This window comes from Escherichia sp. MOD1-EC7003, from assembly GCF_002965065.1.
GTDB lineage: Bacteria > Pseudomonadota > Gammaproteobacteria > Enterobacterales > Enterobacteriaceae > Escherichia.
The window spans coordinates 32,831-56,873 of the sequence record NZ_PTRE01000040.1; the positions used below are offsets into that span (position 1 = coordinate 32,831).

The window sequence follows — 24,043 nt, forward strand, 5'->3', positions numbered from 1 at the left end:
TTTCGCTGGTTTATTAACTGATGATTGAAGATCCCATGGAAAATAATGAAATTCAGAGCGTGTTGATGAACGCTCTCTCCCTCCAGGAAGTCCACGTTTCCGGCGATGGCAGCCATTTTCAGGTTATTGCCGTGGGTGAGTTGTTTGATGGCATGAGTCGGGTAAAAAAACAGCAGACGGTCTATGGTCCGCTGATGGAATATATTGCGGATAACCGCATTCATGCTGTGTCGATCAAAGCGTATACCCCTGCGGAGTGGGCGCGCGATCGCAAACTGAACGGCTTTTGAGCTATGGGCGATTCGCCGGTAGCGGATATGAATTGTTAACTGAGAACAAACTAAATGGATAAATTTCGTGTTCAGGGGCCAACGAAGCTCCAGGGCGAAGTCACAATTTCCGGCGCTAAAAATGCTGCTCTGCCTATCCTTTTTGCTGCACTACTGGCAGAAGAACCGGTAGAGATCCAGAACGTCCCAAAACTGAAAGACGTCGATACATCAATGAAGCTGCTAAGCCAGCTGGGTGCGAAAGTAGAACGTAATGGTTCTGTGCATATTGACGCCCGCGACGTTAATGTATTCTGCGCACCTTACGATCTGGTTAAAACCATGCGTGCTTCTATCTGGGCGCTGGGGCCGCTGGTAGCACGCTTTGGTCAGGGGCAAGTTTCACTGCCTGGCGGTTGTACGATCGGTGCGCGTCCGGTTGATCTACACATTTCTGGCCTCGAACAATTAGGCGCGACCATCAAACTGGAAGAAGGTTACGTTAAAGCTTCCGTCGACGGTCGTCTGAAAGGCGCACATATCGTGATGGATAAAGTCAGCGTTGGCGCAACGGTGACTATCATGTGTGCTGCAACCCTGGCAGAAGGCACCACGATTATTGAAAACGCAGCGCGTGAACCGGAAATCGTCGATACCGCGAACTTCCTGATCACGCTGGGTGCGAAAATTAGCGGTCAGGGCACCGATCGTATCGTTATCGAAGGTGTGGAACGTTTAGGCGGCGGTGTCTATCGCGTGCTGCCTGATCGTATCGAAACCGGTACTTTCCTGGTGGCGGCGGCGATCTCTCGCGGCAAAATTATCTGCCGTAACGCGCAGCCAGATACTCTGGACGCCGTGCTGGCGAAACTGCGTGACGCTGGAGCGGACATCGACGTCGGCGAAGACTGGATTAGCCTGGATATGCATGGCAAACGTCCGAAGGCAGTTAACGTACGTACCGCGCCGCATCCGGCATTCCCGACCGATATGCAGGCCCAGTTCACGCTGTTGAACCTGGTGGCAGAAGGCACCGGATTCATCACCGAAACGGTCTTTGAAAACCGCTTTATGCATGTGCCAGAGCTGAGTCGTATGGGCGCGCATGCCGAAATTGAAAGCAATACCGTTATTTGTCACGGTGTTGAAAAGCTTTCTGGCGCACAGGTTATGGCAACCGATTTGCGTGCTTCAGCGAGCCTGGTGCTGGCTGGTTGTATTGCAGAAGGGACGACGGTGGTTGATCGTATTTATCACATCGATCGTGGCTACGAACGCATTGAAGACAAACTGCGCGCTTTAGGTGCAAATATTGAGCGTGTGAAAGGCGAGTAATCGTCTGAGAGCTGGCAGCCCCGTTCGCGGGGCTACCGCCAGAGCACTTATTTTTTCGGTCTAGTGTAGCTACGCACCAACTGTGTTCTGTCGATAAACTCATGCGTCTGCGGATCATGGTAGCGTGATGGCCAGATAACCCAGGGGTCAGTTCCCAGGGCTTTTGCAATAATCATCTCTCCTTTCGGCCAGGGGCGCGATAATGCGTTCGCCAACGTAGAGGAACTCAAACCATTTCTGCGAGATTCTGCCGCCATTGACGTTCCTTTCTTGCGCAAACCCGCAATGATGTCTGCGGGATGCCAGTCAATGAAATTACTTTCCATCTTTCCTCACTCCTTAAGTTAGTCGCTATCATTCAGAACGAATGTTCTGTTGCGTATTACTATACTCCTGATGGCGGCTTGCTCTAAAAAGTTCCTGTAAAGGATGTGAATATTCAGAATATATAAAGATGTATGCACTAGTTTTCAGACATTATTACGCTGAATAAGTGTTTTTATGGAATTTACTGGAGCCATCCCGCGCACTGCGCGGGATGAGGCGAAGGGATTAACGATCGCGTTGGACCGCGATATGCGCGAGGCCGATGAGAGCCTCTCGCCACGGGGTGTCCGGGAGCACCTGTAACGCTGCGATGGCTTTGTCTGCTTCTTCCTCGGCACGCTGACGCGTCCATTCAAGAGATCCACAAGCGTTCATTGCTTCCAGAACCGGTTCCAGAAGATGGCGACCGTTACCCTGTTCAATGGCGGTACGGATCATCTGTGCCTGTTCTGGTGTGCCATGATGCATCGCATGCAGCAACGGCAGTGTCGGTTTACCTTCGTTCAGATCGTCGCCGACGTTTTTACCCAACTGTTCGCCATCGGCATTGTAATCGAGCAAATCGTCGATCAACTGGAAAGCGGTGCCGAGATAGCGCCCATAATCCTGCAGGCCTTTCTCCTCCTCCGACGTACAGCCAGCCAGAATCCCGGAACACTGCGCGGCAGCCTCAAACAGACGCGCGGTTTTGCTATAGATAACGCGCATGTAGTTTTCTTCAGTGATGTCCGGGTCGTTAACGTTCATCAGTTGCAGAACTTCACCTTCTGCGATGACGTTTACGGCTTCTGACATGACTTCCAGCACTTTGAGCGAACCGAGGCTGGTCATCATCTGGAACGCGCGGGTATAAATAAAATCGCCAACCAGCACGCTGGCGGCATTGCCAAATGCGGCGTTGGCGGTAGCTTTACCCCTGCGCATATCTGATTCATCCACAACGTCGTCGTGTAGCAGAGTCGCCGTGTGGATAAACTCGATCAGGGCAGCAATGATGACATGCGCATTTCCCTCATAGCCAACCGCTCGTGCAGCCAGTACAGCAATCATCGGGCGAATACGTTTACCGCCGCCGCTGACGATGTAATAGCCTAACTGATTGATCAGTTGGACGTCAGAATTAAGCTGCTCGAGAATTGCCGCATTAACACCCGCCATATCTTGCGCGGTTAACTCATTGATTTTTTCTAAATTCATCGCAAAAGCCGGGCTTTTCGCCCCGATTACCTTACTGTGAACAAAGGCAACTTAGGGTTTATGGTTAGGAATATAGGGTGATTGTACTGAAAAAATGGCACAGATAAACGTTACCGTACAAGTTGTGTTTTTTTTCTTCGTGTATTGACTGTAGCACTTGTCAAAGGCGTACGTTTTGCGTAATATTCGCGCCCTATTGTGAATATTTTTATAGCGCACTCTGAATCATTGAAAAGGTGTGCGCGGAAGCGGAGTTTTATATGTACGCGGTTTTCCAAAGTGGTGGTAAACAACACCGAGTAAGCGAAGGTCAGACCGTTCGCCTGGAAAAGCTGGACATCGCAACTGGCGAAACTGTTGAGTTCGCTGAAGTGCTGATGATCGCAAACGGTGAAGAAGTCAAAATCGGCGTTCCTTTCGTTGATGGCGGCGTAATCAAAGCTGAAGTTGTTGCTCACGGTCGTGGCGAGAAAGTTAAAATCGTTAAGTTCCGTCGTCGTAAACACTATCGTAAGCAGCAGGGCCATCGTCAGTGGTTCACTGATGTGAAAATTACTGGCATCAGCGCCTAAGACCTGAGGAGAGATTTCAAATGGCACATAAAAAGGCTGGCGGCTCCACACGTAACGGTCGCGATTCAGAAGCTAAACGCCTGGGCGTTAAGCGTTTCGGTGGTGAATCCGTTCTGGCGGGTAGCATCATTGTTCGTCAACGTGGCACCAAATTCCACGCTGGCGCTAACGTAGGTTGCGGTCGTGACCACACTCTGTTTGCTAAAGCAGACGGTAAAGTGAAATTCGAAGTTAAAGGCCCGAAAAACCGTAAATTCATCAGCATCGAAGCTGAATAAGTTTTTCGCGTCCCGGTAACGGATGAAAGCCCCGCAACGTGTTGCGGGGCTTTTTACATTCGATAACCGGTAAAAATGTGCATCGTGCGGCGTTAATCCGCAAATGTGCTTTGCAGGGAATACGGTATGAAGCAGCAGGCAGGCATTGGCATTCTTTTGGCGCTCACCACAGCAATTTGTTGGGGGGCGCTGCCAATCGCAATGAAGCAGGTGCTGGAGGTGATGGAACCTCCGACAATCGTGTTTTACCGTTTCTTGATAGCGAGTATTGGCCTTGGTGCCATTCTTGCGGTGAAGAAGAGGTTGCCGCCATTACGCGTGTTTCGTAAGCCACGCTGGTTGATTTTGTTAGCAGTGGCGACCGCCGGACTGTTTGGGAACTTCATTCTGTTCAGCTCGTCCTTGCAATACCTGAGCCCGACCGCTTCGCAGGTGATTGGGCAACTCTCGCCGGTTGGCATGATGGTTGCCAGCGTATTTATCCTGAAAGAGAAAATGCGCAGCACTCAGGTTGTGGGGGCTTTGATGCTCCTGAGTGGCCTGGTAATGTTTTTTAACACCAGTCTGGTTGAGATATTTACAAAGCTCACCGATTACACCTGGGGAGTTATCTTTGGGGTCGGTGCGGCGACGGTTTGGGTGAGTTATGGCGTGGCGCAAAAGGTTTTATTGCGTCGGCTGGCCTCACCGCAGATCCTGTTTTTGTTGTACACTTTATGTACAATCGCGCTTTTCCCTCTGGCAAAGCCTGGGGTGATAGCGCAGCTTAGCCACTGGCAGCTCGCATGTTTAATTTTTTGCGGACTGAATACATTGGTAGGATATGGCGCCCTGGCGGAAGCGATGGCTCGCTGGCAGGCAGCGCAGGTGAGCGCGATCATCACGCTCACCCCACTGTTTACGCTGTTTTTTTCAGATCTTTTATCACTGGCCTGGCCCGATTTCTTCGCCAGACCGATGTTAAACCTTTTAGGTTATCTCGGTGCGTTTGTCGTGGTTGCGGGCGCGATGTATTCCGCCATTGGTCATCGTATTTGGGGCGGATTACGTAAGCATACAACGGTGGTATCGCAACCCCGCGCAGGCGAATGATTTACGGAGAATAAAATGAAGTTTGTTGATGAAGCATCGATTCTGGTCGTTGCAGGTGATGGCGGTAATGGTTGCGTGAGCTTCCGCCGCGAAAAGTATATTCCGAAAGGCGGCCCGGATGGCGGTGACGGTGGTGATGGTGGTGACGTATGGATGGAAGCCGACGAGAACCTGAACACGCTTATCGATTATCGTTTTGAAAAATCTTTCCGTGCAGAGCGCGGTCAGAACGGCGCAAGCCGCGATTGTACCGGTAAGCGCGGTAAAGACGTCACGATTAAAGTGCCGGTTGGTACGCGCGTTATCGATCAGGGGACCGGCGAAACCATGGGCGATATGACCAAACACGGTCAGCGTCTGCTGGTTGCCAAGGGCGGCTGGCACGGTCTGGGCAATACCCGCTTCAAATCATCGGTTAACCGTACTCCACGGCAGAAAACCAACGGTACGCCGGGTGATAAGCGCGAGCTGCTGCTGGAGCTGATGCTGCTGGCTGACGTCGGTATGTTGGGGATGCCAAACGCGGGTAAATCGACCTTTATTCGCGCGGTATCGGCGGCTAAACCGAAAGTGGCAGATTATCCGTTTACCACGCTGGTACCAAGTCTGGGAGTGGTACGAATGGACAACGAGAAAAGCTTCGTTGTTGCCGATATTCCTGGGCTGATTGAAGGTGCTGCGGAAGGCGCAGGTCTGGGTATTCGCTTCCTGAAGCACCTGGAACGTTGCCGCGTACTGTTGCACCTTATCGATATCGATCCGATTGACGGCACCGATCCGGTTGAAAACGCGCGTATTATTATCAGCGAGCTGGAAAAATACAGCCAGGATCTGGCGGCGAAACCGCGTTGGTTAGTCTTCAACAAGATCGATCTGCTGGATAAGGCAGAAGCTGAAGAGAAAGCGAAAGCGATCGCTGAGGCGCTGGGCTGGGAAGATAAATATTATCTGATCTCTGCAGCAAGCGGACTGGGCGTGAAAGATCTCTGCTGGGATGTGATGACCTTTATCATTGAAAACCCGGTCGTGCAGGCAGAAGAAGCGAAACAGCCTGAGAAAGTCGAATTCATGTGGGATGATTATCACCGTCAGCAGCTTGAAGAGATTGCTGAAGAGGATGATGAAGACTGGGATGACGACTGGGACGAAGACGACGAAGAAGGCGTTGAGTTCATTTACAAGCGTTAATCACTGATGATAAACGCCAAATAAGCCTGATGTGCTACGTCTATCAGGCCTACAAGAGAATTTCAATATATTGAATTTGCACGATTTTGTAGGCCGGATAAGGCGTTCACGCCGCATCCGGCATAAACGAAGCGCACTTTGTCAATAATCTGAAACCCCGGTCATGCGCCGGGGTTTCTCTTTAAACTAATTATTCTGATAAATATCTTTATACAACCGGCTTTCAAAACGCACTAATGGAATACGGCGATTACGCTGATCTGCTGGTTCTACGGCATAGCCAGAAAGATATTGTACAAACGCCATTCGTTGCCCGCTCGCCGTGGTAATGAATCCCGCCAGGTTATACACCCCCTGCAACGACCCCGTTTTCGCTGAGACTTTGCCATCCACCCCCGCTTGATGCAGACCTGCACGGTACTGCAAAGAGCCGTCATAGCCCGCCAGCGGCAGCATGGAGATAAAGTTAAGTTCGTTGTCGTGTTGGGCAATATATTGCAGCACCTGCATCATCGTGGCGGGGGCAATCAGGTTATGCCGCGAAAGCCCTGAACCATCGGCAATAATGGTGTTACCAATATCGACACCGGCTTGCTGGCGCAGGATCTGACGTACGGCGTCCGACCCGGCCCGCCAAGTTCCGGGCACGTTAAAGCGCACATGACCAATCATGCGGAAAACCGTATCGGCGATCATGTTGTCCGACTTTTTCAGCATAATCTTAAGCAGATCGTGCAACGGAGCCGACTGTTTACTGGCAACTACCGTTCCGGGGGCGTTAACCTGAGTCTGGCGTAGCAGTGTTCCGCTCCAGGTGATACCTGCCTGTTTTAACTCATCTTTCAGAATTGCACCGGCATAGCTGGCGCCATCCTGCACGGCAAAAGCCAACGGGAGCGGCTCAGAACGTTGTGGCAGGCATCCCGTTAACGTAAAGCGGTTCAGGTCGCCTGGTACGACATCCAGTTCACAGTATTGCGCTTCGGCAGAGCCACGGGGAAGGGTGCGAACCTGGCTGAACATCGTAACGGGGTAATAAGATGCCACGCGTATAAAAGCCATATCACCAGGTTTTGGGGCACTGTATAGCGAGACGGAGAAACAGTTGCGGTCAACTATGGCGGCAGCAGGTGGAGCGCTAAAGCATTGTGTCATGTCATTCCATGGCCAGCCGGGGGCTTTATCGTGGCTGGCGAAAATGGAGGTATCTATCAACACATTGCCATCGATTTGGTTGACGCCAGATTTTTTCAACGTCGTGACCATATTGCGAATATCCTGACGTTTTAATGTCGGATCGGCACCAAATCGCGCCACTAAGTCACCCTTAAGTACGCCGTTTTCCACGTTGCCTTTGGTTTCAAGCGTAGTGGTAAAACGAAAATCGGGGCCGAGTTGAATCAACGCCGCCAGCGCAGTAATCACTTTCTGCGTACTGGCGGGCAGTGCCATCTGCTGACTGTGGTAGTCAATAGCGGGGGCCGACGCGCCGACTTTTTGCACCATAAGAGCAAGGTTGGCGCCTGCGGGGAGTTGAGTAATGTACTCATCAACATTCGCGGCCTGAACACTGAACGCTATACAGCTGGTCAATCCAATGATAAATCTGGAAAATCGCATAATCTCGCGCTAACAACCTGGAATCGAGTCGTCATACTACGGCGCAACGCCCTATAAAGTAAACGATGACCCTTCGGGAACTTCAGGGTAAAATGACTATCAAAATGTGAATTGTAGCTGACCTGGGACTTGTATCCGGGTCGGTATTTTTTTGCTTCTGGTCCCGGTGAGGAGTTATGCCGGGCAGGCCGAACAGCCGGGGTGGGTGGAGACTCACCCCATCAGGAATATTCAAGAGGTATAACAAATGCAAGCTATTCCGATGACCTTACGCGGCGCTGAAAAATTACGCGAAGAGCTGGATTTTCTGAAATCTGTGCGCCGTCCTGAAATTATTGCTGCTATCGCGGAAGCGCGTGAACATGGCGACCTGAAAGAGAACGCCGAATACCACGCAGCTCGTGAACAGCAGGGCTTCTGCGAAGGCCGTATCAAAGACATTGAAGCCAAGCTGTCGAACGCGCAGGTAATTGATGTCACCAAAATGCCCAACAATGGCCGTGTGATTTTTGGTGCTACCGTAACGGTGTTGAATCTGGATTCTGAGGAAGAACAGACTTATCGCATCGTTGGCGATGACGAAGCTGACTTTAAACAGAACCTGATTTCTGTAAACTCACCCATTGCTCGTGGCCTGATCGGCAAAGAAGAAGATGATGTTGTGGTCATCAAAACGCCGGGCGGCGAAGTAGAATTTGAAGTCATCAAGGTGGAATACCTGTAAGAATTACCCAATACTCAAGATGTTGATGTATTGTAAAGAAAGGAAAAAGGCCGCTATGCGGCCTTTTATCAACGAACAGAGCGTGGCATTTTGCTCTCCTGCCTGCGGAAAACCCCTCGTTTTACACAGCAAATGTGTGTAACTTTAGGATAATCTTAGCGTGGCAGCGAGATTTTACGTTCTTTAGTTGGGCGATAAAGCACCAGCGTTTTACCGATGACCTGTACATTACAGGCGCCGGTTTCGCGCACGATAGCTTCCACGATCAAGGTTTTAGTTTCGCGATCTTCGGTGGCGATTTTCACCTTGATGAGTTCATGGTGCTCTAACGCTTGTTCAATCTCGGCCAGTACCCCTTCGGTCAAACCATTACTGCCAAGCAGAACAACTGGCTTGAGCGGATGTGCCAGACCTTTCAGGTGCTGTTTTTGTTTAGTACTCAGATTCATCGTATTTTTTGCTTACGTTGGGATTGAAAACGGGTCATTCTACCGCCATCTCCCATATATCGCCAAATCGGCGCGTAAAAATTTACGCAATTGGTTACGATGAGTTATCCCAATGGGAAAGTTAAATGACAGGTAAGAAGCGTTCTGCCAGCTCCAGTCGCTGGCTTCAGGAACACTTTAGCGATAAATATGTTCAACAGGCACAGAAAAAGGGGTTACGTTCCCGTGCCTGGTTTAAACTTGATGAAATACAGCAAAGTGACAAACTCTTTAAACCGGGAATGACGGTTGTCGACCTTGGCGCTGCCCCGGGGGGGTGGTCACAATATGTGGTCACCCAAATTGGCGGTAAAGGCCGCATCATCGCTTGCGATCTTTTACCTATGGATCCTATCGTTGGTGTGGACTTTCTTCAGGGCGATTTTCGTGATGAACTGGTGATGAAAGCATTGCTGGAGCGCGTTGGCGACAGCAAAGTCCAGGTTGTCATGTCTGATATGGCACCAAACATGAGCGGAACACCGGCGGTGGATATTCCCCGTGCCATGTATCTGGTGGAACTGGCGCTAGAGATGTGTCGTGATGTATTAGCGCCAGGTGGCAGTTTTGTAGTGAAGGTGTTCCAGGGCGAAGGTTTCGATGAGTATCTAAGGGAAATTCGCTCCCTGTTTACGAAGGTCAAAGTTCGTAAGCCGGACTCTTCTCGTGCACGTTCGCGGGAAGTGTATATTGTAGCGACCGGGCGTAAACCCTAACCGGGAGATTTCAGACGAAAGTTTGAAAGATGCTGGATATAGAGTATCCTGACGCTGTTTTTAACACAGTTGTAATAAGAGGTTAATCCCTTGAGTGACATGGCTAAAAACCTAATACTCTGGCTGGTCATTGCCGTTGTGCTGATGTCAGTATTCCAGAGCTTTGGGCCCAGCGAGTCTAATGGCCGTAAGGTGGATTACTCTACCTTCCTACAAGAGGTCAATAACGACCAGGTTCGTGAAGCGCGTATCAACGGACGTGAAATTAACGTTACCAAGAAAGATAGTAACCGTTATACCACTTACATTCCGGTTCAGGATCCGAAATTACTGGATAACCTGTTGACCAAGAACGTCAAAGTTGTCGGTGAACCGCCTGAAGAACCAAGCCTGCTGGCTTCTATCTTTATCTCCTGGTTCCCGATGCTGTTGCTGATTGGTGTCTGGATCTTCTTCATGCGTCAAATGCAGGGCGGCGGTGGCAAAGGTGCCATGTCGTTTGGTAAGAGCAAAGCGCGCATGCTGACGGAAGATCAGATCAAAACGACTTTTGCTGACGTTGCGGGCTGCGACGAAGCAAAAGAAGAAGTTGCTGAACTGGTTGAGTATCTGCGCGAGCCGAGCCGCTTCCAGAAACTCGGCGGTAAGATCCCGAAAGGCGTCCTGATGGTCGGTCCTCCGGGTACCGGTAAAACGTTGCTGGCGAAAGCGATTGCTGGCGAAGCGAAAGTTCCGTTTTTTACTATCTCCGGTTCTGACTTCGTAGAAATGTTCGTCGGTGTGGGGGCATCACGTGTTCGTGACATGTTCGAGCAGGCGAAGAAAGCAGCACCGTGCATCATCTTTATCGATGAAATCGACGCCGTAGGCCGCCAGCGTGGCGCAGGTTTGGGTGGTGGTCACGATGAACGTGAGCAGACGCTGAACCAGATGCTGGTTGAGATGGATGGTTTCGAAGGTAACGAAGGTATCATCGTTATCGCAGCTACTAACCGTCCGGACGTACTCGACCCGGCACTGCTGCGTCCTGGCCGCTTTGACCGTCAGGTTGTGGTTGGCTTGCCAGATGTTCGCGGTCGTGAGCAGATCCTGAAAGTTCACATGCGTCGCGTACCGCTGGCACCGGATATCGACGCGGCAATCATTGCGCGCGGTACGCCTGGTTTCTCCGGTGCGGATCTCGCGAACCTGGTGAACGAAGCGGCACTGTTCGCTGCTCGTGGCAACAAACGCGTTGTGTCGATGGTTGAGTTCGAGAAAGCGAAAGACAAAATCATGATGGGTGCGGAACGTCGCTCCATGGTGATGACGGAAGCGCAGAAAGAATCGACGGCTTACCACGAAGCAGGCCATGCGATTATCGGTCGCCTGGTGCCGGAACACGATCCGGTGCACAAAGTGACGATTATCCCACGCGGTCGTGCGCTGGGTGTGACCTTCTTCCTGCCTGAGGGCGACGCAATCAGCGCCAGCCGTCAGAAACTGGAAAGCCAGATTTCTACGCTGTACGGCGGTCGTCTGGCAGAAGAGATCATCTACGGGCCGGAACATGTTTCTACCGGTGCGTCCAACGATATTAAAGTTGCGACCAACCTGGCACGTAATATGGTGACCCAGTGGGGCTTCTCTGAGAAATTGGGTCCGCTGCTGTATGCGGAAGAAGAAGGTGAAGTGTTCCTCGGCCGTAGCGTGGCGAAAGCAAAACATATGTCCGATGAAACGGCACGGATCATCGACCAGGAAGTGAAAGCACTGATTGAGCGTAACTATAATCGTGCGCGTCAGCTTCTGACCGACAATATGGATATTCTGCATGCGATGAAAGATGCTCTCATGAAATATGAGACTATTGATGCACCGCAGATTGATGACCTGATGGCACGTCGCGATGTACGTCCACCAGCGGGCTGGGAAGAACCTGGCGCTTCTAACAATTCTGGCGACAATGGTAGTCCAAAGGCTCCGCGTCCGGTTGATGAACCGCGTACGCCAAACCCGGGTAACACCATGTCAGAGCAGTTAGGCGACAAGTAAGTTCCCGTATCAGATGACTGTATTTGTACCAAAAACCCCGGGGCGTGCTCCGGGGTTTTTTCTTATCAATTCATACCAGGGATAACACCATGAAACTCTTTGCCCAGGGCACTTCACTGGACCTTAGCCATCCTCACGTAATGGGGATCCTCAACGTCACGCCTGATTCATTTTCGGATGGTGGCACGCATAACTCGCTGATAGATGCGGTGAAACATGCGAATCTGATGATCAACGCTGGCGCGACGATCATTGACGTTGGTGGCGAGTCCACACGCCCAGGGGCGGAGGAAGTTAGCGTTGAAGAAGAGTTACAACGTGTTATTCCTGTGGTTGAGGCAATTGCTCAACGCTTCGAAGTCTGGATCTCGGTTGATACCTCTAAACCCGAAGTCATCCGTGAGTCAGCGAAAGTCGGCGCTCACATTATTAACGATATCCGCTCCCTATCCGAACCTGGGGCGCTGGAGGCTGCTGCAGAAACCGGTCTGCCCGTTTGCCTGATGCATATGCAGGGAAATCCAAAGACCATGCAGGAAGCCCCAAAGTATGACGATGTCTTTGCGGAAGTGAATCGCTACTTTATTGAGCAAATAGCACGTTGCGAGCAGGCGGGTATCGCAAAAGAGAAATTGTTGCTCGACCCCGGATTCGGTTTCGGTAAAAATCTCTCCCATAACTATTCATTACTGGCGCGCCTGGCTGAATTTCACCATTTCAACCTGCCGCTGTTGGTGGGTATGTCACGAAAATCGATGATTGGGCAGCTGCTGAACGTGGGGCCGTCCGAGCGCCTGAGCGGTAGTCTGGCTTGTGCGGTCATTGCCGCAATGCAAGGCGCGCACATCATTCGTGTTCATGACGTCAAAGAAACCGTAGAAGCGATGCGGGTGGTGGAAGCCACTCTGTCTGCAAAGGAAAACAAACGCTATGAGTAATCGTAAATATTTCGGTACTGATGGGATTCGTGGTCGTGTAGGGGATGCGCCGATCACACCTGATTTTGTACTTAAGCTGGGTTGGGCTGCGGGTAAAGTGCTGGCGCGCCATGGCTCTCGTAAGATCATTATTGGTAAAGACACGCGTATTTCTGGTTATATGTTAGAGTCTGCACTGGAAGCAGGTCTGGCGGCTGCCGGTCTTTCTGCGCTCTTTACCGGTCCAATGCCAACACCGGCTGTGGCTTATCTGACGCGGACTTTCCGCGCAGAAGCCGGGATTGTGATATCTGCATCGCATAATCCGTTCTACGATAATGGTATTAAATTCTTCTCTATCGACGGTACCAAACTGCCGGATGCGGTAGAAGAGGCCATCGAAGCGGAAATGGAAAAAGAGATCAGCTGCGTTGATTCGGCAGAACTGGGTAAAGCCAGCCGTATCGTTGATGCTGCGGGTCGCTATATCGAGTTTTGCAAAGCCACGTTCCCGAACGAACTTAGCCTCAGTGAACTGAAGATTGTGGTGGATTGCGCAAACGGTGCGACTTACCACATTGCGCCGAACGTGTTGCGTGAACTGGGGGCGAACGTTATCGCTATCGGTTGTGAGCCGAACGGTGTAAACATCAATGCCGAAGTGGGGGCTACCGACGTTCGCGCGCTACAGGCCCGTGTGCTGACAGAAAAGGCGGATCTCGGTATTGCCTTTGACGGCGACGGCGATCGCGTGATTATGGTTGACCATGAAGGCAATAAAGTCGATGGCGATCAGATCATGTATATCATCGCGCGTGAAGGTCTTCGTCAGGGCCAGCTGCGTGGTGGCGCAGTGGGGACATTGATGAGCAACATGGGGCTGGAACTCGCCCTGAAACAGCTAGGTATTCCATTTGCGCGCGCGAAAGTGGGTGACCGCTACGTACTGGAAAAAATGCAGGAGAAAGGTTGGCGTATCGGTGCAGAGAACTCCGGTCATGTGATCCTGCTGGATAAAACCACTACCGGTGACGGCATCGTTGCTGGTTTGCAGGTGCTGGCGGCGATGGCGCGTAACCATATGAGCCTGCACGACCTTTGCAGCGGCATGAAAATGTTCCCGCAGATTCTGGTTAACGTGCGTTACACCGCAGGTAGCGGCGATCCGCTGGAGCATGAATCAGTCAAAGCTGTGACCGCAGAAGTTGAAGCGGCGCTGGGTAGCCGTGGACGTGTGCTGTTGCGTAAATCCGGTACCGAACCGTTAATTCGCGTGATGGTCGAAGGTGAAGACGAAGCGCAGGTGACTGAATTTGCACACCGCATCGCCGATGCAGTAAAAGCCGTTTAAAGCGTTAGATAACTGGCTAAAAAGGCGGCGATTGTCGCCTTTTTTCTCGGCGAACACATCGGTTTTGCTGTTTTTTTCCGCAGTTGATACAATGCGATAAAATTGCCCTTGCGAAGGTCATTCGCTTTGGTTAGTATTCACACCCGCTTCAGTGGGAAAGATTAAAAACTCCCGCTTTATTGGTTGAAGCATTGGTACGCGGCAACTCCGCAAGGAACAGGTTGATTATGTACGAAGCTCTTTTAGTAGTTTTCCTTATTGTGGCAATTGGCCTTGTTGGTCTGATCATGCTGCAACAAGGTAAAGGCGCTGATATGGGAGCCTCCTTCGGAGCAGGCGCTTCCGCTACGCTGTTTGGTTCAAGTGGTTCTGGTAACTTCATGACCCGCATGACGGCGCTGCTGGCAACGTTATTCTTCATCATCAGTCTGGTGCTGGGTAACATTAATAGCAACAAAACCAATAAAGGTAGCGAATGGGAAAACCTGAGTGCGCCGGCGAAAACCGAACAAACTCAGCCTGCTGCTCCGGCTAAGCCGACCAGCGATATCCCGAACTAAAAAGTAGTATCCGTGCCGAGGTGGTGGAATTGGTAGACACGCTACCTTGAGGTGGTAGTGCCCAATAGGGCTTACGGGTTCAAGTCCCGTCCTCGGTACCAAATTCCAGAAAAGAGACGCTGAAAAGCGTCTTTTTTCGTTATTATGCCCGTCCTGAATAGCGTTGACACGTTGACCCGTCCTGAAACTCATCAACTTGACCAATTTCCGTAGTCTTTCGTACGCCAAACGAATCCGGTGCAATAGTTCGTTCAGCTTCAGTTTTGCATGCGACAAGCGATATTAATGAACTCATGATATTGACCAGCTTTGCTGGAACAGAGATCTAAATCGTTATGCGAATCACATTATATTGGTCGTAAAAAAGGCCGCATCGGCGGCCTTTATCACGAAAATTCTGAGATTACTTAACTTTATTTTCCAGATTCTCCACCTGCGGCACGCCAGAAGCGGCAGAGGAGGTGAGCAGGCCAGTTTTGGCATAACCGAAAAGTTTCTCACGGGTATCGGTGATATCCAGGTTGCGCATGGTCAGTTGACCGATACGATCATCTGGCGAGAACACAGAGTCGCCTTTTTCCATCGTCAGACGCTCTGGCTTGTAGGTCAGGTTCTCTGAGACGGTATTCAGGATCGAATAATCATTGCCACGGCGCAGCTCCAGGGTAACTTCACCGGTAATTTGGCTGGCAACCCAGCGTTGCAGGGAGTCACGCAGCATCAGCGCCTGGGAATCAAACCAACGTCCCTGATACAGCAAACGGCCCAACTGACGACCATGCGCGTGATACTGCTCAATGGTGTCTTCGTTGTGAATACCGGTCAGCAGACGTTCATACGCAATGTGCAGCAGCGCCATCCCCGGAGCTTCGTAAATACCCCGGCTTTTCGCTTCGATGATCCGGTTTTCGATCTGGTCGCTCATGCCCAGACCGTGACGACCGCCGATTCGGTTAGCTTCCAGCATCATTTCTACGTCGTCGCTAAAGGTTTTACCGTTGAGCGCCACCGGATGGCCTTGCTCAAAGCGTACTGTGACTTCTTCTGCCGGGATCTTCACGCTCTCATCCCAGAACTTCACGCCCATAATCGGGTTGACGATTTTGACGCTGGAGTTGAGGTATTCCAGATCCTTCGCTTCGTGTGTAGCACCAAGCATGTTGGAGTCCGTGGAGTAGGCTTTTTCGACAGACATTTTGTAGTCGAAACCGCAGGCAATCATAAATTCAGACATTTCATGACGGCCACCCAGTTCATCGATAAAATCAGTATCGAGCCACGGTTTGTAAATCTGCAGTTCAGCATTGGTCAGCAGACCGTAACGATAGAAACGTTCGATATCGTTTCCTTTATAGGTGCTGCCGTCACCCCAGATATTCACGCCATCTTCTTTCATGGCAGCAACCAGCATGGTGCCAGTCACGGCGCGGCCCAGTGGCGTCGTGTTGAAATAGGTCAGGCCGCCGGTGGTGTTATGAAATGCACCGCACTGAATAGCGGCAATACCTTCGGCTACCAGTTGTTTGCGGCAATCGATCAGACGTGCGTTCTCCGCGCCATATTCCATGGCACGACGAGGGATCGCATCATAATCCTCTTCGTCTGGCTGGCCCAGGTTTGCAGTATATGCATAAGGAACCGCTCCCTTTTGTCGCATCCACAGCAGTGCGGCACTGGTGTCCAGGCCGCCGGAAAAAGCGATACCAATACGTTGACCTACCGGGAGATGCTTGAGAATCGTCGTCATAAAATAACATCCTGCTTAATTAACTGATGATGAGCCTGAATTTTCGCTCTCACTGAATTTTTATGCAAAATAACTGAGTTTTCATTTAATCATCTTTTATCGGAGACAGGAAGAGTTTAGTGTGTTTTTTGTAAAATAATGCGCTTAAGGGAGCGCAGGAGAAGGCACAAGTATTCAACAAATGAAAGTTGAACTGGATATTCATTCACGTGATTAGCAATAAACGTTGACAAAATGAGGCGTGGATCACTATAATGCATGCAGATTTTACGTCCCGTCTCGGTACACCAAATCCCAGCAGTATTTGCATTTTTTACCCAAAACGAGTAGAATTTGCCACGTTTCAGGCGCGGGGTGGAGCAGCCTGGTAGCTCGTCGGGCTCATAACCCGAAGGTCGTCGGTTCAAATCCGGCCCCCGCAACCACTTTCCCTTAGAGTCCTTTTTCAAATATACTGTGAAGACTTAGGCCTTCGTAGTGGGATTTGAAAAAAATCCTTCTGGAAAGTGCTCCAGACCGCAGTTGCGGTTATAGGGTTCAGTTATATAAAGCCCCGATTTATCGGGGTTTTTTGTTATCTGACTACAGAATAACTGGGCTTTAGGCCCTTTTTTTATGTCTTGGGGGTGGGCTTGTCCACATTAGAGCAAAAATTAACAGAGATGATTACTGCGCCAGTTGAGGCCCTGGGTTTTGAACTGGTTGGCATCGAGTTTATTCGCGGTCGCACATCCACACTGCGCATCTATATTGATAGTGAAGATGGCATCAATGTTGATGATTGTGCTGATGTGAGCCACCAGGTAAGTGCTGTGCTGGATGTTGAAGATCCCATCACCGTTGCTTATAACCTGGAAGTCTCCTCACCGGGTCTCGATCGCCCACTGTTCACGGCTGAACACTACGCCCGTTTTGTCGGAGAAGAGGTGACTCTGGTTCTCCGTATGGCGGTACAAAACCGTCGTAAATGGCAGGGCGTTATCAAAGCGGTAGACGGTGAAATGATCACAGTTACCGTCGAAGGTAAAGATGAAGTGTTCGCGCTGAGTAATATCCAGAAGGCGAACCTGGTTCCCCACTTTTAATAGTCTGGATGAGGTGAAAAGCCCGCGATGAACAAAGAAATTTTGGCTGTAGTTGAAGCCGTATCCAATGAAAAGGCGCTACCTCGCGAGAAGATTTTCGAAGCATTGGAAAGCGCGCTGGCGACAGCAACAAAGAAAAAATATGAACAAGAGATCGACGTCCGCGTACAGATCGATCGCAAAAGCGGTGATTTTGACACCTTCCGTCGCTGGTTAGTTGTTGATGAAGTCACCCAGCCGACCAAGGAAATCACCCTTGAAGCGGCACGTTATGAAGATGAAAGCCTGAACCTGGGCGATTACGTTGAAGATCAGATTGAGTCTGTTACCTTTGACCGTATCACCACCCAGACGGCAAAACAGGTTATCGTGCAGAAAGTGCGTGAAGCCGAACGTGCGATGGTGGTTGATCAGTTCCGTGAACACGAAGGTGAAATCATCACTGGCGTGGTGAAAAAAGTAAACCGCGACAACATCTCTCTGGATCTGGGCAACAACGCTGAAGCCGTGATCCTGCGCGAAGATATGCTGCCGCGTGAAAACTTTCGCCCGGGTGACCGTGTTCGTGGCGTGCTCTATTCCGTTCGCCCGGAAGCGCGTGGCGCGCAGCTGTTCGTCACCCGTTCCAGGCCAGAAATGCTGATCGAACTGTTCCGCATTGAAGTGCCGGAAATCGGCGAAGAAGTGATTGAAATTAAAGCAGCGGCTCGTGACCCGGGTTCTCGTGCGAAAATCGCGGTGAAAACCAACGATAAACGTATCGATCCGGTAGGTGCTTGCGTAGGTATGCGTGGCGCGCGTGTTCAGGCGGTTTCTACTGAACTGGGCGGCGAGCGTATTGATATCGTCCTGTGGGATGATAACCCGGCGCAGTTCGTGATTAACGCAATGGCGCCAGCAGACGTTGCTTCTATCGTGGTGGATGAAGATAAACACACCATGGATATCGCCGTTGAAGCCGGTAACCTGGCGCAGGCGATTGGCCGTAACGGTCAGAACGTGCGTCTGGCTTCGCAACTGAGTGGTTGGGAACTCAACGTGATGACCGTTGACGACCTGCAGGCTAAGCATCAGGCGGAAGCGCACGCAGCGATCGACACCTTCACCAAATATCTCGACATCGACGAAGACTTCGCGACAGTTCTGGTAGAAGAAGGCTTCTCGACGCTGGAAGAACTGGCCTATGTGCCGATGAAAGAGCTGTTGGAAATCGAAGGCCTTGATGAGCCGACCGTTGAAGCACTGCGCGAGCGTGCTAAAAATGCACTGGCCACCATTGCACAGGCCCAGGAAGAAAGCCTCGGTGATAACAAACCGGCTGACGATCTGCTGAACCTTGAAGGAATAGATCGTGATTTGGCATTCAAACTGGCCGCCCGTGGCGTTTGTACGCTGGAAGATCTCGCCGAACAGGGCATTGATGATCTGGCTGATATCGAAGGGTTGACCGACGAAAAAGCCGGAGCACTGATTATGGCTGCCCGTAATATTTGCTGGTTCGGTGACGAAGCGTAATAAACTGTAGCAGGAAGGAACAGCATGACAGATGTAACGATTAAAACGCTGGCCGCAGAGCGACAGACCTCCGTGGAACGCCTGGTACAGCAATTTGCTGATGCAGGTATCCGGAAGTCTGCTGACGACTCTGTGTCCGCACAAGAGAAACAGACTTTGATTGACCACCTGAATCAGAAAAATTCAGGCCCGGACAAATTGACGCTGCAACGTAAAACACGCAGCACCCTTAACATTCCTGGTACCGGTGGAAAAAGCAAATCGGTACAAATCGAAGTCCGCAAGAAACGCACCTTTGTGAAACGCGATCCGCAAGAGGCTGAACGCCTTGCCGCGGAAGAGCAAGCGCAGCGTGAAGCGGAAGAGCAAGCCCGTCGTGAGGCAGAAGAATCGGCTAAACGCGAGGCTCAACAAAAAGCTGAACGTGAGGCCGCAGAACAAGCTAAGCGTGAAGCTGCTGAACAAGCGAAACGTGAAGCTGCGGAAAAAGACAAAGTGAGCAATCAACAAGACGATATGACTAAAAACGCCCAGGCTGAAAAAGCCCGCCGTGAGCAGGAAGCAGCAGAGCTCAAGCGTAAAGCCGAAGAAGAAGCGCGTCGTAAACTCGAAGAAGAAGCACGTCGCGTTGCTGAAGAAGCACGTCGTATGGCGGAAGAAAACAAATGGACTGATAACGCGGAACCGACTGAAGATTCCAGCGATTATCATGTCACTACTTCTCAACATGCTCGCCAGGCAGAAGACGAAAGCGATCGTGAGGTCGAAGGTGGCCGTGGCCGTGGCCGTAACGCGAAAGCAGCGCGTCCGAAGAAAGGCAACAAACACGCTGAATCAAAAGCTGATCGTGAAGAAGCACGCGCAGCAGTACGTGGCGGTAAAGGTGGAAAACGTAAAGGTTCTTCGCTGCAGCAAGGCTTCCAGAAGCCAGCTCAGGCCGTTAACCGTGATGTTGTGATCGGCGAAACCATCACCGTTGGCGAACTGGCTAACAAGATGGCGGTTAAAGGCTCTCAGGTCATCAAAGCGATGATGAAACTGGGCGCAATGGCAACCATCAACCAGGTTATCGATCAGGAAACCGCACAGCTGGTTGCTGAAGAGATGGGCCACAAAGTTATCCTGCGTCGTGAAAACGAGCTGGAAGAAGCGGTAATGAGCGACCGTGACACGGGTGCTGCGGCTGAACCGCGCGCGCCGGTTGTGACCATCATGGGGCACGTTGACCATGGTAAAACCTCTTTGCTGGACTACATTCGTTCAACGAAAGTGGCCTCTGGCGAAGCGGGCGGCATTACCCAGCACATTGGTGCATACCACGTTGAAACTGAAAACGGCATGATCACCTTCCTGGACACCCCAGGGCACGCCGCGTTTACTTCAATGCGTGCACGTGGTGCGCAGGCAACTGACATCGTCGTCCTGGTTGTTGCTGCTGACGACGGCGTAATGCCGCAGACTATTGAAGCAATCCAGCATGCGAAAGCGGCTGGCGTGCCGGTTGTCGTTGCAGTGAACAAGATCGACAAACCAGAGGCTGATCCAGATCGCGTTAAGAACGAGCTCTCCCAGTACGGTATCCTGCCGGAAGAGTGGGGCGGTGAAAGTCAGTTCGTACACGTGTCTGCGAAAGCGGGTACTGGTATCGACGATCTGCTGGACGCTATCCTGCTGCAGGCAGAAGTTCTCGAGCTGAAAGCGGTACGTAAAGGTATGGCGAGCGGTGCGGTTATCGAATCCTTCCTGGATAAAGGTCGTGGCCCGGTTGCCACCGTCCTGGTACGTGAAGGTACTTTGCACAAGGGCGATATCGTTCTGTGCGGCTTCGAATATGGACGTGTTCGTGCGATGCGTAACGAACTGGGTCAGGAAGTGCTGGAAGCCGGTCCGTCCATTCCGGTGGAAATCCTCGGTCTGTCCGGTGTTCCGGCAGCGGGTGACGAAGTGACCGTTGTCCGTGACGAGAAGAAAGCGCGTGAAGTGGCACTGTATCGTCAGGGCAAATTCCGTGAAGTTAAACTGGCACGTCAGCAGAAATCGAAACTTGAGAACATGTTCGCCAACATGACCGAAGGCGAAGTTCACGAAGTAAACATCGTGCTGAAGGCAGACGTTCAGGGTTCCGTGGAAGCGATCTCCGACTCCTTGCTGAAACTGTCTACTGACGAAGTTAAAGTGAAGATCATCGGTTCTGGCGTAGGGGGTATCACCGAAACCGACGCCACCCTGGCTGCGGCATCCAACGCCATCCTGGTTGGCTTCAACGTACGTGCTGATGCCTCTGCACGTAAAGTGATTGAAGCGGAAAGCCTGGATCTGCGTTACTACTCCGTCATCTATAACCTGATCGACGAAGTGAAAGCAGCGATGAGCGGTATGCTGTCTCCGGAACTGAAACAGCAGATTATCGGTCTGGCAGAAGTTCGCGATGTGTTCAAATCACCGAAATTTGGTGCCATCGCAGGCTGTATGGTTACCGAAGGTGTGGTTAAACGTCACAACCCGATCCGCGTTCTGCGCGACAACGTGGTTATCTACGAAGGTGAGCTGGAGTCCCTGCGTCGCTTCAAAGATGACGTTAACGAAGTCCGTAACGGTATGGAATGTGGTATCGGCGTTAAGAACTACAACGACGTCCGCACTGGCGATATGATCGAAGTATTCGAGATTATCGAGATTCAGCGTACGATTGCATAAGGTTGATTGGCTGTAGGCTGGATAGGGCATCTATGCTGCATCCGGCAACTGTTGCCTGATGCGCTACGCTTATCAGGCCTACGTAATCTCTGCAATCTATTGAAATTGCATGTTTTTGTAGGCCGGATAAGGCGTTCACGCCGCATCCGGCATGAACAACGCAAAATTGCCTGATGCGCTACGCTTATCAGGCCTACGCAATCTCTGCAATCTATTGAAATTGCATGTTTTGTAGGCCGGATAAGGCGTTCACGCCGCATCCGGCATGAACAAAGCGCACTTTGTCAACAATCTGAGCCGCCTGAGAATGATGACAAACGCAAAATTGCCTGATGCGCTACGCTTATCAGGCCTACGCAATCTCTGCAATCTATTGAAATTGCATGTTTTTGTAGGCCGGATAAGGCGTTCACGCCGCATCCGGCATGAACAAAGCGCACTTTGTCAATAATCTAAAAGGGGCTTATGGCCCCTTTTTTGTCAGGAGAATTTATTATGGCGAAAGAATTTGGTCGCCCGCAGCGCGTAGCGCAGGAAATGCAAAAAGAGATAGCAATCATCCTGCAACGTGAAATTAAAGACCCTCGTCTGGGCATGATGACCACCGTTTCCGGTGTCGAAATGTCTCGTGACCTGGCGTATGCCAAAGTATATGTGACGTTCCTCAACGACAAAGATGAAGACGCGGTTAAAGCGGGCATCAAAGCGTTGCAGGAAGCTTCTGGTTTTATACGCAGTCTGCTTGGCAAAGCCATGCGCCTGCGTATCGTGCCGGAACTGACTTTCTTCTATGACAACTCACTGGTTGAAGGGATGCGTATGTCAAACCTGGTGACCAGCGTGGTCAAACATGACGAAGAACGTCGTGTTAACCCGGACGACAACAGCAAGGAGGATTAATGAGTCGTCCTCGTCGTCGCGGTCGCGACATTAATGGCGTTTTGTTGCTGGATAAACCGCAGGGTATGTCCAGCAACGATGCGCTGCAAAAAGTGAAACGGATTTATAACGCCAACCGTGCCGGGCATACCGGTGCGCTGGATCCGCTGGCGACCGGTATGTTGCCGATTTGCCTCGGGGAAGCGACGAAGTTTTCCCAGTATCTGCTGGACTCCGACAAACGCTATCGGGTGATTGCGCGTCTTGGACAGCGTACTGATACTTCTGACGCAGACGGACAAATCGTTGAAGAACGTCCGGTAACCTTTAGTGCAGAGCAACTGGCGGCGGCACTGGATACTTTCCGCGGTGATATAGAACAAATCCCTTCGATGTATTCAGCACTTAAATACCAGGGCAAAAAACTGTACGAATATGCGCGTCAGGGCATTGAAGTCCCGCGTGAAGCACGCCCGATTACCGTTTATGAATTGCTGTTTATTCGCCACGAAGGCAATGAACTGGAGCTGGAAATTCACTGCTCAAAAGGCACCTATATCCGCACAATCATTGACGACCTGGGTGAAAAACTCGGCTGTGGCGCGCATGTTATTTACCTGCGTCGTCTGGCTGTAAGTAAATATCCGGTTGAACGGATGGTGACCCTGGAACATCTGCGTGAACTGGTTGAGCAAGCTGAACAGCAGGATATTCCGGCTGCGGAGTTACTTGATCCATTACTGATGCCAATGGACAGTCCAGCTTCGGACTATCCGGTGGTGAATCTTCCGTTAACGTCTTCTGTTTACTTCAAAAATGGTAACCCGGTTCGTACCTCTGGTGCGCCGCTGGAAGGACTGGTTCGTGTTACAGAAGGTGAAAACGGCAAGTTTATCGGTATGGGTGAAATTGACGATGAAGGCCGCGTTGCGCCTCGTCGACTGGTGGTTGAATATCTGGCGTAATGTTAACCATCTTGCGATAACAGGTCGCTACGAGTAGAATACTGCCGCTTAACGTCGCGTAAATTGTTTAACACTTTGCGTAACGTACACTGGGATCGCTGAATTAGAGATCGGCGTCCTTTCATTTTATATACTTTGGAGTTTTAAAATGTCTCTAAGTACTGAAGCAACAGCTAAAATCGTTTCTGAGTTTGGTCGTGACGCAAACGACACCGGTTCTACCGAAGTTCAGGTAGCACTGCTGACTGCACAGATCAACCACCTGCAGGGCCACTTTGCAGAGCACAAAAAAGATCACCACAGCCGTCGTGGTCTGCTGCGCATGGTTTCTCAGCGTCGTAAACTGCTCGACTACCTGAAACGTAAAGACGTAGCACGTTACACCCAGCTCATCGAGCGCCTGGGTCTGCGTCGCTAATTCTTGCGAGTTTCAGAAAAGGGGGCCTGAGTGCCCCCTTTTTTCAAGCTGACGGCAGCAATTCACTGG

General features: G+C 51.1%; 23 protein-coding genes and 2 tRNA genes. 20 read left to right on the forward strand and 5 right to left on the reverse strand.

The features are described 5' to 3' along the window. Positions 1 to 35: 35 nt before the first annotated feature. The gene (ibaG, locus tag A7090_RS07825; protein WP_000429656.1) at positions 36 to 290 is read left to right on the forward strand and encodes a BolA family iron metabolism protein IbaG; all 255 of its coding nucleotides are present in this window, start codon (positions 36 to 38) and stop codon (positions 288 to 290) included. Between the two features lie 54 nt (positions 291 to 344). Then, on the forward strand, positions 345 to 1,604 hold the full coding sequence (gene murA, locus A7090_RS07830) for a UDP-N-acetylglucosamine 1-carboxyvinyltransferase (RefSeq protein WP_001603857.1): 1,260 nt from the start codon (positions 345 to 347) through the stop codon (positions 1,602 to 1,604). 47 nt (positions 1,605 to 1,651) lie between these two features. Here murA and sfsB read toward each other — a convergent pair whose 3' ends face one another. Together sfsB and ispB are read right to left on the reverse strand one after the other, a co-directional pair. Then, positions 1,652 to 1,930: a DNA-binding transcriptional regulator SfsB gene (sfsB, locus tag A7090_RS07835; protein WP_105273591.1), complete on the reverse strand. Its 279-nt coding sequence runs from the start codon at positions 1,928 to 1,930 to the stop codon at positions 1,652 to 1,654. 226 nt (positions 1,931 to 2,156) lie between these two features. Then, the gene (ispB, locus tag A7090_RS07840; RefSeq protein WP_105273592.1) at positions 2,157 to 3,128 is read right to left on the reverse strand and encodes an octaprenyl diphosphate synthase; all 972 of its coding nucleotides are present in this window, start codon (positions 3,126 to 3,128) and stop codon (positions 2,157 to 2,159) included. A 260-nt stretch (positions 3,129 to 3,388) separates the two neighbouring features. Between ispB and rplU the strand changes: the two genes are divergently transcribed. The 4 genes from rplU (at position 3,389) to cgtA (ending at position 6,258) form a co-directional block, all read left to right on the forward strand. After that, positions 3,389 to 3,700: a 50S ribosomal protein L21 gene (rplU, locus tag A7090_RS07845; RefSeq protein ID WP_000271401.1), complete on the forward strand. Its 312-nt coding sequence runs from the start codon at positions 3,389 to 3,391 to the stop codon at positions 3,698 to 3,700. Positions 3,701 to 3,720: 20 nt separating this feature from the next. Beyond that, positions 3,721 to 3,978, forward strand: coding sequence for a 50S ribosomal protein L27 (rpmA, locus tag A7090_RS07850; protein WP_000940595.1), 258 nt, complete (start codon positions 3,721 to 3,723; stop codon positions 3,976 to 3,978). A 126-nt stretch (positions 3,979 to 4,104) separates the two neighbouring features. Continuing rightward, a complete protein-coding gene (locus A7090_RS07855) occupies positions 4,105 to 5,070 on the forward strand; it encodes a DMT family transporter (RefSeq protein ID WP_105273593.1) in 966 nt (321 codons plus the stop codon). 15 nt (positions 5,071 to 5,085) lie between these two features. Continuing rightward, positions 5,086 to 6,258: an Obg family GTPase CgtA gene (gene cgtA / locus A7090_RS07860; protein WP_000673561.1), complete on the forward strand. Its 1,173-nt coding sequence runs from the start codon at positions 5,086 to 5,088 to the stop codon at positions 6,256 to 6,258. A 186-nt stretch (positions 6,259 to 6,444) separates the two neighbouring features. On the opposite strand, the gene dacB is transcribed toward cgtA, so the two are convergent. Beyond that, entirely contained in the window at positions 6,445 to 7,878 is a 1,434-nt protein-coding gene (gene dacB, locus A7090_RS07865; protein WP_105273594.1) for a serine-type D-Ala-D-Ala carboxypeptidase, read from the reverse strand. Positions 7,879 to 8,125: 247 nt separating this feature from the next. On the opposite strand from dacB, the gene greA reads away from it, so the two are divergent. Continuing rightward, complete coding sequence (gene greA, locus A7090_RS07870) at positions 8,126 to 8,602, forward strand: transcription elongation factor GreA (protein ID WP_105273595.1); 477 nt, start codon at positions 8,126 to 8,128, stop codon at positions 8,600 to 8,602. 155 nt (positions 8,603 to 8,757) lie between these two features. Here greA and yhbY read toward each other — a convergent pair whose 3' ends face one another. Beyond that, entirely contained in the window at positions 8,758 to 9,051 is a 294-nt protein-coding gene (gene yhbY, locus A7090_RS07875; RefSeq protein ID WP_001054420.1) for a ribosome assembly RNA-binding protein YhbY, read from the reverse strand. 125 nt (positions 9,052 to 9,176) lie between these two features. On the opposite strand from yhbY, the gene rlmE reads away from it, so the two are divergent. From rlmE to A7090_RS07905, 6 genes are all read left to right on the forward strand, one after another. Beyond that, a complete protein-coding gene (rlmE, locus tag A7090_RS07880) occupies positions 9,177 to 9,806 on the forward strand; it encodes a 23S rRNA (uridine(2552)-2'-O)-methyltransferase RlmE (protein ID WP_000145975.1) in 630 nt (209 codons plus the stop codon). 99 nt (positions 9,807 to 9,905) lie between these two features. Further along, entirely contained in the window at positions 9,906 to 11,840 is a 1,935-nt protein-coding gene (gene ftsH / locus A7090_RS07885) for an ATP-dependent zinc metalloprotease FtsH (RefSeq protein WP_001107467.1), read from the forward strand. Between the two features lie 89 nt (positions 11,841 to 11,929). Beyond that, positions 11,930 to 12,778 carry a dihydropteroate synthase gene (folP, locus tag A7090_RS07890; protein WP_105273596.1) on the forward strand — a complete coding sequence of 283 codons (849 nt, stop codon included), beginning with the start codon at positions 11,930 to 11,932 and terminating at the stop codon, positions 12,776 to 12,778. Next, positions 12,771 to 14,108 (forward strand): phosphoglucosamine mutase, encoded by a 1,338-nt coding sequence (gene glmM, locus A7090_RS07895; RefSeq protein ID WP_105273597.1) that lies wholly within the window; start codon positions 12,771 to 12,773, stop codon positions 14,106 to 14,108. The genes folP and glmM overlap by 8 nt, the downstream gene beginning before the upstream one ends. A gap of 227 nt (positions 14,109 to 14,335) precedes the next feature. Continuing rightward, positions 14,336 to 14,668 (forward strand): preprotein translocase subunit SecG, encoded by a 333-nt coding sequence (secG, locus tag A7090_RS07900; RefSeq protein WP_001295556.1) that lies wholly within the window; start codon positions 14,336 to 14,338, stop codon positions 14,666 to 14,668. Between the two features lie 14 nt (positions 14,669 to 14,682). Beyond that, positions 14,683 to 14,769 (forward strand) — tRNA-Leu (locus A7090_RS07905). 302 nt (positions 14,770 to 15,071) lie between these two features. Here the strand turns inward: A7090_RS07905 and argG are convergent. Beyond that, a complete protein-coding gene (gene argG, locus A7090_RS07910; RefSeq protein ID WP_105273598.1) occupies positions 15,072 to 16,415 on the reverse strand; it encodes an argininosuccinate synthase in 1,344 nt (447 codons plus the stop codon). 348 nt (positions 16,416 to 16,763) lie between these two features. Between argG and A7090_RS07915 the strand changes: the two genes are divergently transcribed. The 7 genes from A7090_RS07915 to rpsO all read left to right on the forward strand — a co-directional run bounded on the left by A7090_RS07915 (position 16,764) and on the right by rpsO (position 23,974). Further along, a tRNA-Met gene (locus A7090_RS07915) sits at positions 16,764 to 16,840 on the forward strand. A 207-nt stretch (positions 16,841 to 17,047) separates the two neighbouring features. Continuing rightward, positions 17,048 to 17,500, forward strand: a complete 453-nt coding sequence (gene rimP, locus A7090_RS07920; RefSeq protein ID WP_001300397.1) for a ribosome maturation factor RimP — start codon at positions 17,048 to 17,050, stop codon at positions 17,498 to 17,500. Between the two features lie 27 nt (positions 17,501 to 17,527). Continuing rightward, the gene (gene nusA / locus A7090_RS07925) at positions 17,528 to 19,015 is read left to right on the forward strand and encodes a transcription termination factor NusA (protein WP_105273599.1); all 1,488 of its coding nucleotides are present in this window, start codon (positions 17,528 to 17,530) and stop codon (positions 19,013 to 19,015) included. 24 nt (positions 19,016 to 19,039) lie between these two features. Further along, a complete protein-coding gene (gene infB / locus A7090_RS07930) occupies positions 19,040 to 21,712 on the forward strand; it encodes a translation initiation factor IF-2 (RefSeq protein WP_105273600.1) in 2,673 nt (890 codons plus the stop codon). A 495-nt stretch (positions 21,713 to 22,207) separates the two neighbouring features. Then, a complete protein-coding gene (gene rbfA / locus A7090_RS07935; protein ID WP_105273601.1) occupies positions 22,208 to 22,612 on the forward strand; it encodes a 30S ribosome-binding factor RbfA in 405 nt (134 codons plus the stop codon). Beyond that, complete coding sequence (gene truB / locus A7090_RS07940) at positions 22,612 to 23,556, forward strand: tRNA pseudouridine(55) synthase TruB (RefSeq protein WP_105273602.1); 945 nt, start codon at positions 22,612 to 22,614, stop codon at positions 23,554 to 23,556. The genes rbfA and truB overlap by 1 nt, the downstream gene beginning before the upstream one ends. A gap of 148 nt (positions 23,557 to 23,704) precedes the next feature. Next, positions 23,705 to 23,974: a 30S ribosomal protein S15 gene (gene rpsO / locus A7090_RS07945; protein ID WP_000059466.1), complete on the forward strand. Its 270-nt coding sequence runs from the start codon at positions 23,705 to 23,707 to the stop codon at positions 23,972 to 23,974. Positions 23,975 to 24,043: the final 69 nt, after the last annotated feature.